Consider the following 14,423-nt stretch of genomic DNA (forward strand, 5'->3'; position numbering starts at 1 on the left):
CGCCGGTCAGGCGGTGAGGTCCTGCGAGTCGGTCAGGGCGATGAGGATGTGCTCCATGCACGCGTGGCCCGCCCGCTCGGCCGCGGCCGCGTCTCCTGCCGCGATGGCCCGCACGATGGCGTCGTGGGGGATGTAGTTCTGTTCCAGCGAGCCGCCCGCGGCCGCGATGCTCGCGCGCAGGGCCGTGGAGAAATCGCGGTAGAGGTCGATGAGCACGTTGTTGTGGGTGGCCTCGACGACGGCGACGTGGAACGCCAGGTCCGACTCGACGAACCCGTCGGGGTCGCCATTCGCCCAGGCCTTCTCCCGCGCGGCCAGCGCCGCCTCGATCGTGGTGATGTCGCCGCTGGTCCGCCGGGTCGCGGCGAGCCTGGCCGCCTCGACCTCCAGCGCGCGGCGCACCTCGAGGATCTCCAGTTGCTCGGCCGCCCGCAGCCGCCGGGCCATGGCGCCGGAGAGCTCGCTCGTGGCCCGGACATACGTCCCGTCGCCCTGGCGGCACTCCAGCAGGCCGGCGTGGGTCAGTGCGCGCACGGCCTCGCGGACCGTGTTGCGCCCGACTCCGAGGTGCTCGGCGAGCACGGTCTCAGTGGGAATCTTGGCATGCATCTGCCAGGAACCAGAGGTGATCTGCTCCTTGAGCTGATCGATCACCTGGTCCACGAGAGACGCCCGCTGGGCCGTTCGCAGACTCACAGTCCGCCTCCTCCGGGGAAACCAGTCATCCTATGACTGAATGACTGGTCGACCCTAATTATTCCAGAGCCGCCAGAACAAGTCCGGAGCTCCAGGAGGCTAACGGGTGAGCACCGCCGAGGCGGTTGAGCCCGGTATGTTCACGTGGATCCCGACGGCTTCTAGGGCCCTACGATATGCCCCCGCCTGTTGATCAATGGAACCGGCCTGACCCCAGAGGTCACCGAGCATCCGCCAGGCCCGCGCGCTCTCGCGGTCGGGCGCCGCCGGGTTGCTCTCCAGCAGCTCCTGCGCGCGCCGCAGCGAGGGCGTGGCGTCTCCGGAGCGTGCCAAAGCGACCTCGGCGAGCACCAGGTGCGCGGTGGCGGCAGTCGTCCCGCGGACGCTCACCAGCAGATCCAGTGCCTGATCGGCCAGATTCACCGCGGATTCCGTATCACCGGAGCGGAGCCGTACATGAGACAGCACGACGAGACTCCTCGCGTGCTCCAGCGCCTCGGCGGGGAAGGCCGCGAAAACGCTGGTCGCGGACGTGGCGAGCTCGTTGGCTCGGTCCAAATCGGCGTCCTCGGGGTTCGCCGTGGTGATCCGGGCCCAGCGCATGGCGATCCGCGCGTAGCGCACGGCCATCCGGGCGGACCGGCCGGCGGCCAGGGCGTCGTCCGCGAGCTGCACGGCGAGCGCGGAGTCCTCCCCTTCGGCGGCGGTCACGCTGGCCTGCCACAGGGCGAGCACCTCGGAGCTGCGGTCGCAGGCCTCCAGCACACCGGCCTCCGACAGCACCCGCTCGACGTACGGCAGGCCCGTCTCGGTCTCCACCAGCGCCAGCGCCAGCTCCACGGCGAGCTCGCCCTGGACGAACCCGAGCCGGTCGACCTGGAGGAGCGCGTGGGCGCCGAGGTCGCGGGCCCTCAGCATGTCGCCCGCCCGCTGGTAGCAGCGGCACAGCGCCACGGTGAGCGGGAGGTCGGCGAGACGCTCGGGGTGCGCGGCGGCCTCACGGCGCAGCCGCTCGTACGCCTCGACCGCGCGGCCGATCTGCCCCTGGGCCTCCAGCGCGCGCGCCCGGCCGAGCCGCGCGTGCGCGGCCAGCATGGCGTTGTCCTCGCCCGCCGCCTTCACGATGTCCCCGAAGCGGTCGCCCGCCACGGCGGGATCGCCGTGATACAGCTCGAGTTCGGCGTGACGCAGGCCGAGCTCGGTGTCGATTCGCTGCCGAGGTTCTATCCCGTGAAGCAGGAACTCGGTGGTGCAACCGAGCCGTTCGGCGAGGAGTCGCGCGACGACCGGCGTGGGCGTCCGCTTACCCGACTCGATGAGCGAGACGTAACTGTCTGACAGGTCGGGTCCGGCCAGTTGGGCCTGGGACATACGCCTGCTCAACCGCAATCCGCGGACGCGGTCACCGATGGTTCCCTGACTCGGCATCTGATCTCTCAGGGCGGGGGATGGTCAATGGTCTCGCCATAATGGCACGAAGCGACCGAATCGTGTAACCCTCCGTCAAGAATCACGACGGTGAAGGTTCGATCACGAGACAGCACTTCAGGGTGGACGACCAGCTAGTCGTCGTCGTCCTTGCTAGGGAAGATCATCTGGCAGACCTCGAGGTACAAGGTCTCGGGGTAGGGGATGTAAGGAACCGACCGCAATGCCTGATCCTGGCCGGCCGACTCCAGGACGAACTCGCCGTAGCCGACCAGGCGGCCGAGGAGCGAGCGCTGGAAGCTCATGTCGGTGACCTTGCCCAGGGGCATCATCGCGACCTTGCGCGTGACGAGGCCGGTGGTGAGAAGCATGCGCTGGGAGGTGACGACGAAGTAGTCGACCGACCACTCCGCTACCTTCCAGACGAAGCGGATGAGAAGCAGCAGCCAGGCCCACCAGATGATGACGAGGGCCTGGCTTCCGCCGCTGCCGCTCAGCCACTTGCTCAGCACGCCGGCGAGGATCAGCCCGCCGAAGATCTCTGCGACGGGCCGGAGAAGCACGGCGGGATGACGCCGGACCATGATGACTTGGTGCTCGTGGGGGAGGAGGTAACGGTTGACCGACGACGGGGCGGAGTCCCCGTGGGTCACAAGTCTCATGTCAGCTTGGCCTCATGTCAGTGTGGCGAAGAATTGGGCCATCGAGTTGGCTGCGCTCATCATTCCGTCGAACGCGCCGTGCACGGTCTGCGCGGCGTCCTCTGGCCGCCGCACCAGATAGAAGGCCGCCATCCCTATGGCCCCCCACTTGACGATCTTCTTGACCTGCATGCCGTCACCACTCCCATGACTTATAGATTACCCAGGCGCCTAGTTCGGTAAAGCGGCAAAATCCGAACATCGCGCCATGCCGACAAGGAGCGCCGTCATCCCCGCTCCGCCGCGGCGGCCGCCAGAACCCGAAGGTGCTTGCGGGCGATGCGTTCCACCAGCGCGGGAGGTGCATGGCCGGTCACTTCCACCGCGCCGTGATGCGCGGCCTGGACACAGCGGGTGACGGTGGCGGCGGGGTGGACCCCGGCGAACTCGTCCCTGAGCATGGCCTCGACCTGCTCGTAGTGCTCACCCTTATGGTGCTCACTGTCCGGAAGCTGACTCATGGCTCTCCCTGGTGGCGCGCCCGCTCGCGCGAACGCGAAGAGACGTCGTCGTCACTCTCCGTACCCGTAAGAGTGCGTAATGTAACTATGGCGCGGGAGAGGCGCCGGGAGAGTCAGACCACGCCGTAGAGACGGTCTCCGGCGTCACCGAGGCCCGGCACGATGTAGCCCTGCTCGTTGAGCCGCTCGTCGAGGGCGGCGGTCACCACGCGGATGGGCTTGCCGGTGCCCTGGAAGACCTCGTCCATGTGGGCGATGCCCTCGGGCGCGGCCAGCAGGCAGATCGCGGTGACGTCCTCGGCGCCGCGGTCGAAGAGGAAGTGGATCGCCGCGGCGAGCGTGCCGCCCGTCGCCAGCATGGGGTCGAGCACGTAGCACTGCCGTCCGGACAGGTCCTCGGGCAGCCGGGTGGCGTAGGTCTGGGCCTTGAGCGTGGACTCGTCGCGGATCATGCCGAGGAAGCCGACCTCGGCCGTCGGAAGGAGACGGGTCATGCCGTCGAGCATGCCCAGCCCGGCGCGCAGGATCGGCACGACGATCGGCGCCGGGCGGGCCAGCCGTACACCGTGGGCCGGAGCGAGCGGCGTGTCGATCGTCACGTCGGTGACGCGGACGTCACGGGTGGCCTCGTAGGCGAGGAGCGTGACCAGCTCGTCGGCGAGGCGCCGGAACGTCGGCGAGTCGGTCCGCACATCGCGAAGCGCGGTCAGCTTGTGGGCGACGAGCGGGTGGTCGACGACGAGCGTTTCCATGGCTACAGAAGTTACCTTCCCCTGGAAGGCGCATCGACGTCGCCTGACTGTTTTGATCACAATTTGGGGTGAGCGCCGTACGGTGGGAGTCCGAGTCTGGGACCATTACATGACGTGAGGACCGTGCCGGTGGGGATGACGATGACAGACGTAGACGCGCTTGACTTCGCCATCGTGGTCTATCGCGAGGACGACCAGTGGGAGGCGGAGATGCTTCCCGTGGCGCTCACTTCGGACCTGCGCGGTCTGCTCCACGCCCTCCGCCAGACGCCGAGCATGGGCGCGACGATTGGCCTGGTCGCCGTGGGGGATGACTTCTTTGTGGCATTGCGGGTTTTCGGTGAACGAGTAAGCGTTTTTCTCTCCGACATCACCGCTTCCTGGGACTGGCCGCTGGCGCAGCAGGTCCTCGAATACCTCGACGTGCCCATTCCGGAAGAGGAGGAGCTCGACAGCGTGCTCCCCGCCGGGGACCTGTCGATCTTCGCCGACCTCGGCCTCGATGAGATGGAGCTCGGAGCCCTCTCCGGGGATCTCGATCTGCTTCCGGACGAGGTGCTCTCCAGCATCGCCGCGCGGCTGGGTTTCTCCCAGCCGTTCGAGCGCGCCGTCGACGCCGCCATCGGCTGACCACGGGAGACGGCCATGCCCTCGCGACCGAACCTCTTCTCCGCCGCCTTCGTGAAGACCGGCAACGGCTGGACCGGGACCGAGGTCGACCTCGGCGACGCCGAGATCGCCGACGACCTGGGCGACGCCGTGCAGGAGGCGCTCGGCCTCAACGGCGACGAGCTGGCCCTGCTCTGCGTCGAGGTGGAGGACGAGTGGTTCGCGCTCGTCCGATACGAGGGCGACTCGGACCCCCGGGTGTTCCTCTCCGACGCCCACGCCGGTCAGACGGATCCGCTCGGCGAGATCTTCGCCGAGCTGGCGGGCGTGGCGGTGGACAAGGACACTCCCGACCTCGGCGTCCGCCCCGCCGGAGACTTCGAGCTGCTGAGCGACTTCTCCCTGAGCGGTGACGAGTTGCTGGAGCTCAGCATGGAGGAGGGCGTGCTGCCCGCGGACACCCTGTCCGTCATCGCGGAGCGCCTCTCCTTCGCCGACGAGCTCGACCGGTTGCGGTGACCGGCCTCTGACCGCCTCACCCGATGAATCCGCCGGCTGAGTTCGACGCGGCGATGCGGCTCGCGCTGGCGGAGGCCGTACGGGCCGGAGAGCGTGGGGAGGTTCCGGTCGGTGCGGTCGTGCTGGGCCCGGGCGGCGACGTCCTCGCCGCGGCGGGGAACGACCGGGAGGCCGCCGGCGATCCCACCGCGCATGCCGAGGTCCTCGCCCTGCGCGCCGCCGCGCGGGCGACCGGCGAATGGCGGCTCACCGGCTGCACGCTCGTCGTCACGCTGGAACCCTGCACCATGTGCGCGGGCGCCGCGGTGCTCTCCCGGGTGCGGCGCGTGGTGTACGGCGCGGCCGACGAGAAGGCCGGGGCAGCGGGCTCGCTCTGGGACGTGATCAGGGACCGGCGGCTCAACCACCGTCCCGAGGTGGTCATGGGCGTCCTGGCCGACGAGTGCGCCGCGGTGCTCAGGGACTTCTTCGGAGACCGCCGCGGCTGAGCCGTACACCGACTGCTTCCGGAGGGTTCGCTGGGATCGCCATGCTTCGCCGTGGTTCGTCGCGGATTGTCACGGGTCGTCGCGGGTCGTCGCGGGTCGTACGGCGGGGCCGAAACGGATGCGCGGGCACAGGCGTTTGTCCGGTAGGCTTCTGCGCGGTGGAGTCGCCTAGTGGCCGAGGGCGCACGCCTCGAAAGCGTGTGTAGGGCAACCTACCGTGGGTTCAAATCCCACCTCCACCGCTCATCGACAAGAGCCGCCGACCTGACCAGGTCGGCGGCTCTTCTCGTTCAGGCCGGTGCATTGGCCGGTCTTCAGTGGCCGGTCTTCTTCAGTGGTCGAGCTCCAGGACGCGGGCGTGCAGCACCGAGCGCTGGTGCAGCGCGGCGCGCAGGGCGCGGTGCAGCCCGTCCTCCAGGTAGAGGTCGCCGTTCCACTGGACGACGTGCGGGAACAGGTCGCCGTAGAACGTGGAGTCCTTGGCGAGCAGGGAGTGCAGGTCGAGCACCGCCTTCGTGGTGATCAGGGTGTCCAGCCTGACCTGGCGTGGCGGAATCTGCGCCCACTCGCGATGCGACAGGCCGTGCTCGGGGTAGGGCCGTCCGTCGCCGACCAACTTAAAGATCACGCTATGTAGTTTAGGCAAGAATGCCGGTGATTGCCTTCCCGGGCGTCACCACCGGCCTCTAACACCTCAGATATCGCCTCAGATTCCTCCGGAGAAGGTGTCGCAGCGCGCCGGGTCGCCGGACTCGTAGCCGTTGGTGAACCACTTTGTCCGCTGGGCCGACGTGCCGTGCGTGAAGGCGTCGGGATTGACGCTGCCCTGCGCCTGCTCCTGGATCCGGTCGTCCCCCACGGCCGCCGCGGCGTCGAGCGCCTCGGCGATGTCGGCGGTGCTGAACTTCTCGGTGTAGAAGCCGGTCTTGTACGCGTTGTTGGCCCACACACCGGCGTAGCAGTCGGCCTGGAGCTCGAGCCGTACGGAGCCGCCCTCGGCGCCCTGGCCCTGCCCCGCCCTGTCCATGGTGCCGAGCAGGTCCTGCACGTGGTGCCCGTACTCGTGGGCGATCACGTACGCCTGGGCGAACGGTCCGCCCTTGGCGCCGAACCTGGACTGGAGGTCGTCGAAGAAGCTCAGGTCGAGGTAGACGTGCTTGTCGCGGGGGCAGTAGAACGGGCCCACCGAGGAGTCCGCCGCGCCGCATCCGGTCTGCACGCCGCCGGAGAACAGCGTCGTCTTCGCGGGCGTGTAGTTCTGGATCTGGCCGTCCCAGAACTTCTGGATGCTGTTGACCACCCCGACGACCCGGCACTTGTCGGACTGGTCGGCGTCCGCGCCGGTCCTGCACTGCTTGGCCAGATCGGAGTTCGGCTGGACCCTGGCGGGTGGCTCGCTGCCGCCGCCGGTGATGTCACCGGGGTTGATCCCGAAGATCAGGGCCACGATCAACGCGATGATGCCCGCGGCTCCGCCGCCGATCGCGAGGCCCCCGCCCCGGAACCCTCCACGGCTTCCGCCGACGTCCTCCACCTGCGAGGCGTCGAGTTCCGCTCGATCATCGAAATCCATACGACGCTCCCATGCGTGGGGCGCTTGATTGCGCGGTCGATCTTATCGCCCAAGCGTTCTGCCCCGGAAATGGAAGATCATTCGCCTTCTGGCCTGCCGTTCGGCATGGAAAGGCGAAAGATGATCGTCATCCTGGGGATTTTGTGAGGTATGCGGCGCTACGATGCCCCGATGCCTCTTGCCGCCAATCAGGCGATTGGGGAGCCGGATGGCGGTTCACCCAATTCGCTCCGCGACCGGCTGGTGCCGCCGATGCCTGGAAGTCCTCTGTGGGGCTGGCTCGGGCCATTGATCGTGGCCCTTTTCGGAGGGTTCCTTCGCTTCTCCCGCCTCGGCACCCCCAAGGCGGTCGTCTTCGACGAGACCTACTACGTCAAGGACGCCTTCTCCACGATCAAGTACGGCGTCGAGCGGCATTTCGTCGACAAGGCTGACGACCTGCTGCTGAGTGGAAACACCCACGTCTTCAGGACGTGTGACCAGGCCGACCAGTGCGCGAACTTCGTCGCGCATCCTCCGCTCGGCAAGTGGATGATCGGCGTCGGTGAATGGCTTTTCGGCCTGACACCCTTCGGCTGGCGGTTCGTGGCCGCCCTCGCCGGAACGATCTCGATCCTCATCCTGGCCCGGACCGCCCGGCGCATGACGCGATCGACCGTGCTGGGCTGCCTCGCCGGTTTCCTGCTCGCCCTGGACGGCCTGCACTTCGTGCTCTCGCGGACGGCGCTGCTCGACATCTTCCTGATGTTCTGGGTGCTCGCGGCCTTCGCCTGCCTGGTGACGGACCGGGACCACGGCCGCGCGCGGCTCGCCGACTGGTACCAGACGTCGTCGCTGGTCGATCCGGGGCCGCGCCTGGGCTGGCGGCCGTGGCGGCTCGCCGCCGGGCTCTGCCTGGGCGCCGCGCTGGCCACCAAATGGACCGGCGTCTTCTTCATCGCCGCCTTTGCGATCGTGGCGCTCGTCTGGGACGCCGGCGCCCGCCGGGCCATCGGCCTGCGCCGGCCGTACACGGCCGCGCGGCGACTCGACTGGCCCCTCGGGCTCGCCTGGCTCGGCGTCGTGCCGATCGTCGTCTACACCGCGTCGTTCCTCGGCTGGTTCGTCTCGGCCGACGGCTGGGGCCGCAACTGGGAGGAGGCCACGTCGAACGGCTGGGCCTTCTTCGTCTTCGACTCGCTCCGCTCGTGGGTGAGCTACCAGGTCCAGGTGCTCGGGTTCCACGAGGGCCTGCACACCCCGCACGGCTACCAGTCGCAGCCGTGGGGGTGGCCGCTGCTGCTCCGGCCGGTCGCGTTCTTCTACCAGTCGCCGAAGGGCGTCTGCGGCGCGGACAACTGCTCCTGGGCCGTGCTCGGAACCGGCACTCCGGTCATCTGGTACGCGGGCGTCCTCGCCCTCCTCGCGCTGATCGCCTGGTACGTCGCGAGCCGCGACTGGCGGGCGGGAGCGGTGCTGCTGGCGTACGCCGCCGGGTGGCTGCCGTGGTTCTACTTCGCGATCGCCGACCACCGGACGATGTACCTGTTCTACGCGCTCCCGATGGTGCCGTTCATGATCCTCGCCATCGTCCTGGTGTGCGGGCTGATCATCGGTCCCGTGGACGCTCCGTCCAGGCGGCGCGTGATGGGCACCGCCGTCGTGGGCGCCTTCGCGCTGCTCGCGCTGGTCAACTTCTGGTGGCTGTCCCCCATCCTCGCCGCCGAGCCCATCCCGTACGACATGTGGTTCAAGCGCATGTTCTTCCGGAGCTGGATCTAGCTCAGGTCCCTTCGCCCATCCCCTTCCGCCCTGCCGGCGCGAGGGTGAAAGACTGGGCGTGCTCGGCACTTCGCTGCGTGACCTGCGGCAACGGGGGTGCAGGCGCCATGGCTGACGAGAATGACGTCTTCGACGTGATCGTGATAGGCGCGGGGCCGGTCGGGGAGACCGTCGCCGGGCGTGCCGTACGAGGCGGTCTGACGGCGGCCGTCGTCGAGAAGCGCCTGGCGGGCGGCGAGTGCGCCTACTACGCGTGCGTCCCGAGCAAGGCGCTGCTGCGGCCGGTGGACCTGGCCGCCGAGGTGAGCCGGATGCCCGGGCTGGAGTTGCGCGACCCGATCGACACCGCCGCGGTGCTGGCCCGCCGCGACGAGACCGTGTCCCACTACAACGACGACGGCCAGGTGAGCTGGATCCGGAACGTCCCGGCGACGTTCGTCCGGGGCCGGGGACGCCTGGCCGGGACCCTCCGGGTCGACGTGGCTACCCCGGACGGCGGCACCCGGGCGCTGCGGGCCCGGCACGCCGTCGTCGTCGCGACCGGCAGCGACCCCTTGGTCCCCGGCGTGCCGGGGCTGCGCGAGGCGCGTCCGTGGACGAACCGGGAGGCGACCAGCGTCCAGCAGGTGCCGAAGAGGCTGGTCGTGATCGGCGGCGGGCCCGTCGCCTGCGAGATGTCCCAGGCGCTGCACGCCCTCGGCGCCGAGGAGACGACCGTGCTCGTGCGCGGCGACCGCCTCCTCGCCCGGACCGAGCCGTTCGCCGGTGACTTGCTGGCGAAGTCGTTCCAGGAGTCCGGCATCGATCTGCGCTTCGGCCGTTCGCCCACCCGTGTCGAGCGCCCGGCCGAGGACGGCCCGGTGACCGTCCACACCGACGACGGATCGCGGATCGAGGCCGACGAGATCCTCGTCGGCACGGGCCGCCGGGCGACCGTGGGCGACATCGGCCTGGAAACGGTCGGTCTGGAGGCGGAAGGCCCCATCGAGGTGGACACCAGCATGCGGGCGACGGGCGTCCCCGACGGCTGGCTGTACGCCGTGGGCGACGTCAACGGGCGCAACCTGCTCACCCACATGGGCAAGTATCAGGCCCGGGTGTGCGGCGACGTGATCGCGGCGCGCGCCAAGGGTCTCCCGGACGACCTGCCGGCGCTCCGCGACACCGCCGACGACCGGGGCGCTCCCCAGGTCGTCTTCACCGACCCGCAGGTCTGCGTGGTCGGGCGCACGGAGTCCCGGGCCCGCGCCGACGGCTACGCCGTACGCGCCGTCGAGTACGACATGAGCGCGGTCGAGGGGGCCTACCTCCAGGCCGACGGCTACACGGGCCGGGCGAAGGCCGTCGTCGACGAGGACCGCCAGATGCTCCTCGGCGTCACCTTCGCCGGACCCGCGGTGGTCGATCTTCTCCATGCGGCCACCATCGCGGTGACCGCCGAGGTCCCCCTCGACCGGTTGTGGCACGCCGTTCCGGCGTTTCCCACCGTGAGCGAGGTCTGGCTCGGCCTCCTGGAGGAGTACGGCCTGTGACGTGCGCCGGACATCACCACGGTATGCGCGGAGGCAGGCACGATCACGGCGCCTCCCCGGACGATCTGGTCCGCGCGGTGCGGGAGGCGGGCGTCCGCGACCCGCGGCTGCTCGAAGCCATCCGCGCGACGCCGCGCGCGGGCTTCGTGCCCGAGGACCGTGTCGCCGCGGCCTACGAGGACGAGCCCGTCTCGATCGCGCACGGGCAGGTCACGACCCAGCCGTCGCTGTCGGCGAGGGTGATCGAAGGCCTCGCCCTCACCGGCGGAGAGCACGTCCTGGAGATCGGCACCGGGCTCGGCTTCCAGACCGCGCTGCTCGCCCGCCTCGCCGCCGACGTGGTCAGCATCGACCGGTGGCCGGACCTCGTCCGGGAGGCCCGGTCGAATCTCGCGCGGCAAGGCATCGGCAACGTCGAGCTTCTCACCGGGGACGGCAGCCGCGGCGTGCCCGCCCGCGCCCCCTACGACGCCATCGTGGTGTCGGCGGCCTTCCCCGAGGTGCCCCCGCCGCTGGCCGGGCAACTGCGCCCCGGTGGCCGCCTGATCCAGCCGATCGGTCCGGGCGGGCATGAGGAGGTCGTCCTGTTCGAACGCACCGCAACCGGCCTGGAACCCCGACAGGTCCTTACGCTTGCCAGGTATGTCCGCCTGTACGGGGAGTACGGCTTCCACGCGTGAGACAGGAACTCGGGGAACTGGGCGAAACTGAGACGGAAACTGAGCGGAGACGCACGAAGGGCCCGGCTGTATCGGTCCGGGCCCTTCGTGTTCTTGCTGCTCAACCAAGCGCGGAGGATAGGAGATTCGAACTCCTGAGGGGTTGCCCCCAACACGCTTTCCAAGCGTGCGCCCTAGGCCAACTAGGCGAATCCTCCGCCGAAAAGCTTAGCGGACTTTCCGGTGTGCGGTGACCATAGTTCGCGGCCTCCGCATTGCCTCGGAGTGGTTAGACTGTCCCCGGACCCCTCGCGCGGCGTCATCCTGTGAACCTCCCCAGGGCCGGAAGGCAGCAAGGATAAGCGGGCTCTGGCGGGTGCGCGAGGGGTCTCTCAGTTAGCGGAACCGCCGACCAGGTCGACCCCCCGAGGAGACGGCATGAGTCTTGCGCTGTACCGCAAGTACAGGCCCGGGACGTTCGCCGAGGTCAAGGGGCAAGAGCACGTCACGGAGCCGCTGCGCCAGGCCCTGCGTAGCGGCCGGATCAACCATGCCTACCTCTTCAGTGGCCCCCGCGGGTGCGGTAAGACGTCCAGCGCCCGTATCCTCGCCCGCTCCCTGAACTGCGAGAAGGGCCCGACGCCCGATCCCTGCGGCGAGTGCGACTCGTGCATAGCCCTGGCGCCCACCGGCCCCGGCCATCTCGACGTCATCGAGATCGACGCCGCCTCGCATGGTGGCGTGGACGACGCCCGCGACCTTCGCGAGCGGGCCTTCTTCGCCCCGGTCGCCGCGCGCTTCAAGATCTATATCATCGACGAGGCCCACATGGTCACCCGTGAGGGCTTCAACGCGTTGCTCAAGCTCGTCGAGGAACCACCGCCGCACCTGAAGTTCGTCTTCGCGACGACCGAGCCCGAGAAGGTCATCGGGACGATCAAGTCCCGGACCCACCACTATCCCTTCCGGCTGATGCCGCCCGCGACTCTCCGCCAGCTCATGGAGGAGATCCTCGAGTCGGAGTCCGTGCCGTACGAGCCGGCCGCGTTGCCCCTGGTCGTCCGGGCCGGCGCGGGCTCGGCCAGAGACTCGCTGTCGATCCTCGACCAGCTCCTCGCCGGCGCCGACGACGCGGGGATCACCTACCAGCGCGCCGTCTCCCTGCTCGGCTACACCGATGGCGACCTGCTCGACGAGGTGATCGACGCCTTCGCCAAGCGAGACGGCGCCGCGGTCTTCCACACCGTCAACCGGGTCATCGAGGGCGGCCACGACCCGCGCCGTTTCGCCATGGACCTGCTGGAGCGCTTCCGAGACCTGGTGATCCTCGCCAACGTGCCGGAAGCCGCTTCCAACGGCCTTCTCGACCGCCCCGCGGACGAGTTGGAGCGCCTGCAGGTGCAGGCCGTATCGATGGGACCTGCCGAGCTGACCCGCGCCGCCGAGGTGTTCAACGCCGGGCTCACCGAGATGCGCGGTGCCACGTCTCCTCGCCTGCTGCTGGAGCTGATGTGCGCCCGGGTCCTCCTCCCCGCCGCGGAGCAGGGCGAGGCCGCGATGCTCGCGCGGCTCGAACGGCTCGAACGGCTCGAACGGCTCGAACGTGGGGGCCTCCCCGCCGGGGCCTACGCCGCCCCCGTCCTCGGTCAGGCGGCCCCGATCACCGGGCAGGCCCCTGCGGTCCCCGCGAGTCAGAGCCCGGTCCCGGCGCCGGCAGGCCAGGCTCCCCGGTCGGAGCCGTCTCTGCCCGCCGGTACGGCTCCCGCCGCGGGGGGCCAGGGGGCGGATGATTGGCCGACGCCCGCCAGACCGGGGTCGCCGAGGGCTTCGGCCCCTTCTCCCGCGCCGTCTGGTTCGGCAGGGCCGGTCGAGCCCGCGTCCGGGGCCGGGCCGATCCAGCAGGCATGGCCCCAGGTCCTCGAAGCGATCAAGAACCGGCAGCGCGTGGCCTGGATGATCCTCAATGCCCAGGGCCGGTTGCTGGGGGTCGAGGGGAATGTGGTCACCGTCGGCTTCGAGAAGCCCGGTGACGTGCAGGGTTTCCTCAAGGGAAAGCGGGACGAGGTGGTCGCGGCCGCGCTGAGCGACGTTCTCGGCGGCACCTGGCGGGTCGACGTAGTAGTCGGCGGCTCCGGCCCCGCGGCCGGTGGCGCACGTGGCCCCGCCGGTTCACCGGGACCGGCCAGCTCTCCGCGGCCAGTGAGCTCTTCTGGACCAGCCGGTTCGCCAAGCCCAGCCGGTTCGCCCGGATTTGGTGCCAGCGAAACGGCAAGCTCTCCCGAAACGGGGGCTTACGCCGGCGGCAGCGTTTCCGACACAAGTTCCGCCAGGGGTGCCTCAGGAACGGGCGCTTACGCCGGGGGTGGCGCCTCCGGGCCGGGAGGCCCTGCCACGCCAGAAGGCGCCGGAGGGCCGGCCGGAGGGCCGATCGACTCGGGGTCCGGGGCATCAGCCGGTCCCGCAGGCTCGGTGTCCGGAGGTTCGGGAGGCGTCCCAGGTTCAGGTCCCTCCGGCGCCAAGGGCGCTCCCGGCGGGACTCCAAGTCTTGACCCCGCCAACCCCGGCTCCTCAGCCGATGATGCTCGGGGAAACGGTCCAGGTGAGGCCGGGCAGCCGCATGCCGTACAGAACGGGACGCATCAGGGCGCATCGGGCTCCTCCGCGCCGCAGTCCGCGGCCGCCGCCAGGTCGGCGGTGACGACGGACGAGACGTGGCCCGACGAGCCGTCGGACGATGTCGATGCTCCGGCCGGGTCCGCGACGGGCTTGGGGTCTCGGCGCGTATCGAGCCCCGGTCTCGCCGCCGCGAAGTCGGCCGCGCGGGCCGCTGCCCAGGCTGGGCCGCGTCAGGCGTGGCCGGAGTCGGTCCCAAGCCGCGGAAAGACCGCCCCCGGATCCGACGCCGACGAAGTCGACCCGCTGAACGACGCCAACGCCGATGTCAACGAACTGACCGGCATGGCCCTCATCCAGCGAGAGCTCGGCGGGCGGATCATCGAAGAGATCGACCACTCCTGACCAGGTGAACCGGCCACCCATGCTCGGTTCCCCGACGCTAAGTCCAGCTCTCTGACAACGCCATGGTCAGGCCACTATTGGAGGGTTCAGCCCCGCTCCATGCCGAGCGCACGGCGCACTGGTGCCTGCCATAGCGCGATCACGGGCCCGTACGGGGACAGACGGCCTCCGGCAACCGGCATCGGAACAGCGAGCACGAACGTCGGCCACCCGGTCGGCCAAGGTT

At 69.7% G+C, this 14,423-nt stretch carries 15 protein-coding genes, 2 tRNA genes and 1 other RNA gene; 9 read left to right on the forward strand and 9 right to left on the reverse strand.

All coding sequences use genetic code 11. From position 1 onward, the window contains the following. Positions 1-6: 6 nt before the first annotated feature. The 6 genes from ABH927_RS19435 to upp all read right to left on the reverse strand — a co-directional run bounded on the left by ABH927_RS19435 (position 7) and on the right by upp (position 4,038). Positions 7-696, reverse strand: coding sequence for a FadR/GntR family transcriptional regulator (locus ABH927_RS19435; RefSeq protein ID WP_370023479.1), 690 nt, complete (start codon positions 694-696; stop codon positions 7-9). A 99-nt stretch (positions 697-795) separates the two neighbouring features. Continuing rightward, positions 796-2,124, reverse strand: a complete 1,329-nt coding sequence (locus tag ABH927_RS19440) for a helix-turn-helix domain-containing protein (RefSeq protein ID WP_370023481.1) — start codon at positions 2,122-2,124, stop codon at positions 796-798. A 134-nt stretch (positions 2,125-2,258) separates the two neighbouring features. Next, positions 2,259-2,786, reverse strand: a complete 528-nt coding sequence (locus tag ABH927_RS19445) for a PH domain-containing protein (protein ID WP_261587806.1) — start codon at positions 2,784-2,786, stop codon at positions 2,259-2,261. Positions 2,787-2,798: 12 nt separating this feature from the next. Then, the gene (locus tag ABH927_RS19450) at positions 2,799-2,957 is read right to left on the reverse strand and encodes a hypothetical protein (RefSeq protein ID WP_370023483.1); all 159 of its coding nucleotides are present in this window, start codon (positions 2,955-2,957) and stop codon (positions 2,799-2,801) included. A gap of 95 nt (positions 2,958-3,052) precedes the next feature. Continuing rightward, positions 3,053-3,286, reverse strand: coding sequence for a three-helix bundle dimerization domain-containing protein (locus ABH927_RS19455; protein ID WP_370023485.1), 234 nt, complete (start codon positions 3,284-3,286; stop codon positions 3,053-3,055). 113 nt (positions 3,287-3,399) lie between these two features. After that, positions 3,400-4,038 carry a uracil phosphoribosyltransferase gene (gene upp, locus ABH927_RS19460; protein ID WP_370023487.1) on the reverse strand — a complete coding sequence of 213 codons (639 nt, stop codon included), beginning with the start codon at positions 4,036-4,038 and terminating at the stop codon, positions 3,400-3,402. Positions 4,039-4,173: 135 nt separating this feature from the next. On the opposite strand from upp, the gene ABH927_RS19465 reads away from it, so the two are divergent. From ABH927_RS19465 to ABH927_RS19480, 4 genes are all read left to right on the forward strand, one after another. Then, positions 4,174-4,668, forward strand: a complete 495-nt coding sequence (locus tag ABH927_RS19465; RefSeq protein ID WP_370023489.1) for a tRNA adenosine deaminase-associated protein — start codon at positions 4,174-4,176, stop codon at positions 4,666-4,668. 15 nt (positions 4,669-4,683) lie between these two features. Continuing rightward, positions 4,684-5,166 carry a tRNA adenosine deaminase-associated protein gene (locus tag ABH927_RS19470; protein ID WP_370023491.1) on the forward strand — a complete coding sequence of 161 codons (483 nt, stop codon included), beginning with the start codon at positions 4,684-4,686 and terminating at the stop codon, positions 5,164-5,166. A 23-nt stretch (positions 5,167-5,189) separates the two neighbouring features. Continuing rightward, a complete protein-coding gene (gene tadA, locus ABH927_RS19475; protein ID WP_370023493.1) occupies positions 5,190-5,654 on the forward strand; it encodes a tRNA adenosine(34) deaminase TadA in 465 nt (154 codons plus the stop codon). Between the two features lie 157 nt (positions 5,655-5,811). Further along, positions 5,812-5,896: transfer RNA gene (locus ABH927_RS19480), tRNA-Ser, on the forward strand. A gap of 89 nt (positions 5,897-5,985) precedes the next feature. On the opposite strand, the gene ABH927_RS19485 is transcribed toward ABH927_RS19480, so the two are convergent. Both ABH927_RS19485 and ABH927_RS19490 read right to left on the reverse strand, forming a co-directional pair. Continuing rightward, positions 5,986-6,282, reverse strand: a complete 297-nt coding sequence (locus ABH927_RS19485) for a type II toxin-antitoxin system VapB family antitoxin (protein ID WP_370023495.1) — start codon at positions 6,280-6,282, stop codon at positions 5,986-5,988. Positions 6,283-6,360: 78 nt separating this feature from the next. After that, entirely contained in the window at positions 6,361-7,227 is an 867-nt protein-coding gene (locus ABH927_RS19490) for a neutral zinc metallopeptidase (protein WP_370023497.1), read from the reverse strand. A gap of 252 nt (positions 7,228-7,479) precedes the next feature. Between ABH927_RS19490 and ABH927_RS19495 the strand changes: the two genes are divergently transcribed. The 3 genes from ABH927_RS19495 (at position 7,480) to ABH927_RS19505 (ending at position 11,200) form a co-directional block, all read left to right on the forward strand. After that, positions 7,480-8,988, forward strand: a complete 1,509-nt coding sequence (locus ABH927_RS19495; RefSeq protein WP_370023499.1) for a dolichyl-phosphate-mannose--protein mannosyltransferase — start codon at positions 7,480-7,482, stop codon at positions 8,986-8,988. A gap of 107 nt (positions 8,989-9,095) precedes the next feature. Further along, the gene (locus tag ABH927_RS19500; RefSeq protein WP_370023501.1) at positions 9,096-10,520 is read left to right on the forward strand and encodes an NAD(P)/FAD-dependent oxidoreductase; all 1,425 of its coding nucleotides are present in this window, start codon (positions 9,096-9,098) and stop codon (positions 10,518-10,520) included. Positions 10,521-10,543: 23 nt separating this feature from the next. Further along, a complete protein-coding gene (locus tag ABH927_RS19505) occupies positions 10,544-11,200 on the forward strand; it encodes a protein-L-isoaspartate(D-aspartate) O-methyltransferase (protein ID WP_370023503.1) in 657 nt (218 codons plus the stop codon). Between the two features lie 111 nt (positions 11,201-11,311). On the opposite strand, the gene ABH927_RS19510 is transcribed toward ABH927_RS19505, so the two are convergent. Continuing rightward, a tRNA-Ser gene (locus ABH927_RS19510) sits at positions 11,312-11,397 on the reverse strand. Between the two features lie 82 nt (positions 11,398-11,479). On the opposite strand from ABH927_RS19510, the gene ffs reads away from it, so the two are divergent. Both ffs and ABH927_RS19520 read left to right on the forward strand, forming a co-directional pair. Beyond that, positions 11,480-11,575, forward strand: an RNA gene (ffs, locus tag ABH927_RS19515) — signal recognition particle sRNA small type. A gap of 42 nt (positions 11,576-11,617) precedes the next feature. After that, on the forward strand, positions 11,618-14,197 hold the full coding sequence (locus tag ABH927_RS19520) for a DNA polymerase III subunit gamma and tau (RefSeq protein WP_370023505.1): 2,580 nt from the start codon (positions 11,618-11,620) through the stop codon (positions 14,195-14,197). Positions 14,198-14,423: the final 226 nt, after the last annotated feature.

Origin of the sequence: Planotetraspora sp. GP83, assembly GCF_041262585.1 — a bacterium.
GTDB lineage: Bacteria > Actinomycetota > Actinomycetes > Streptosporangiales > Streptosporangiaceae > JAOEGB01.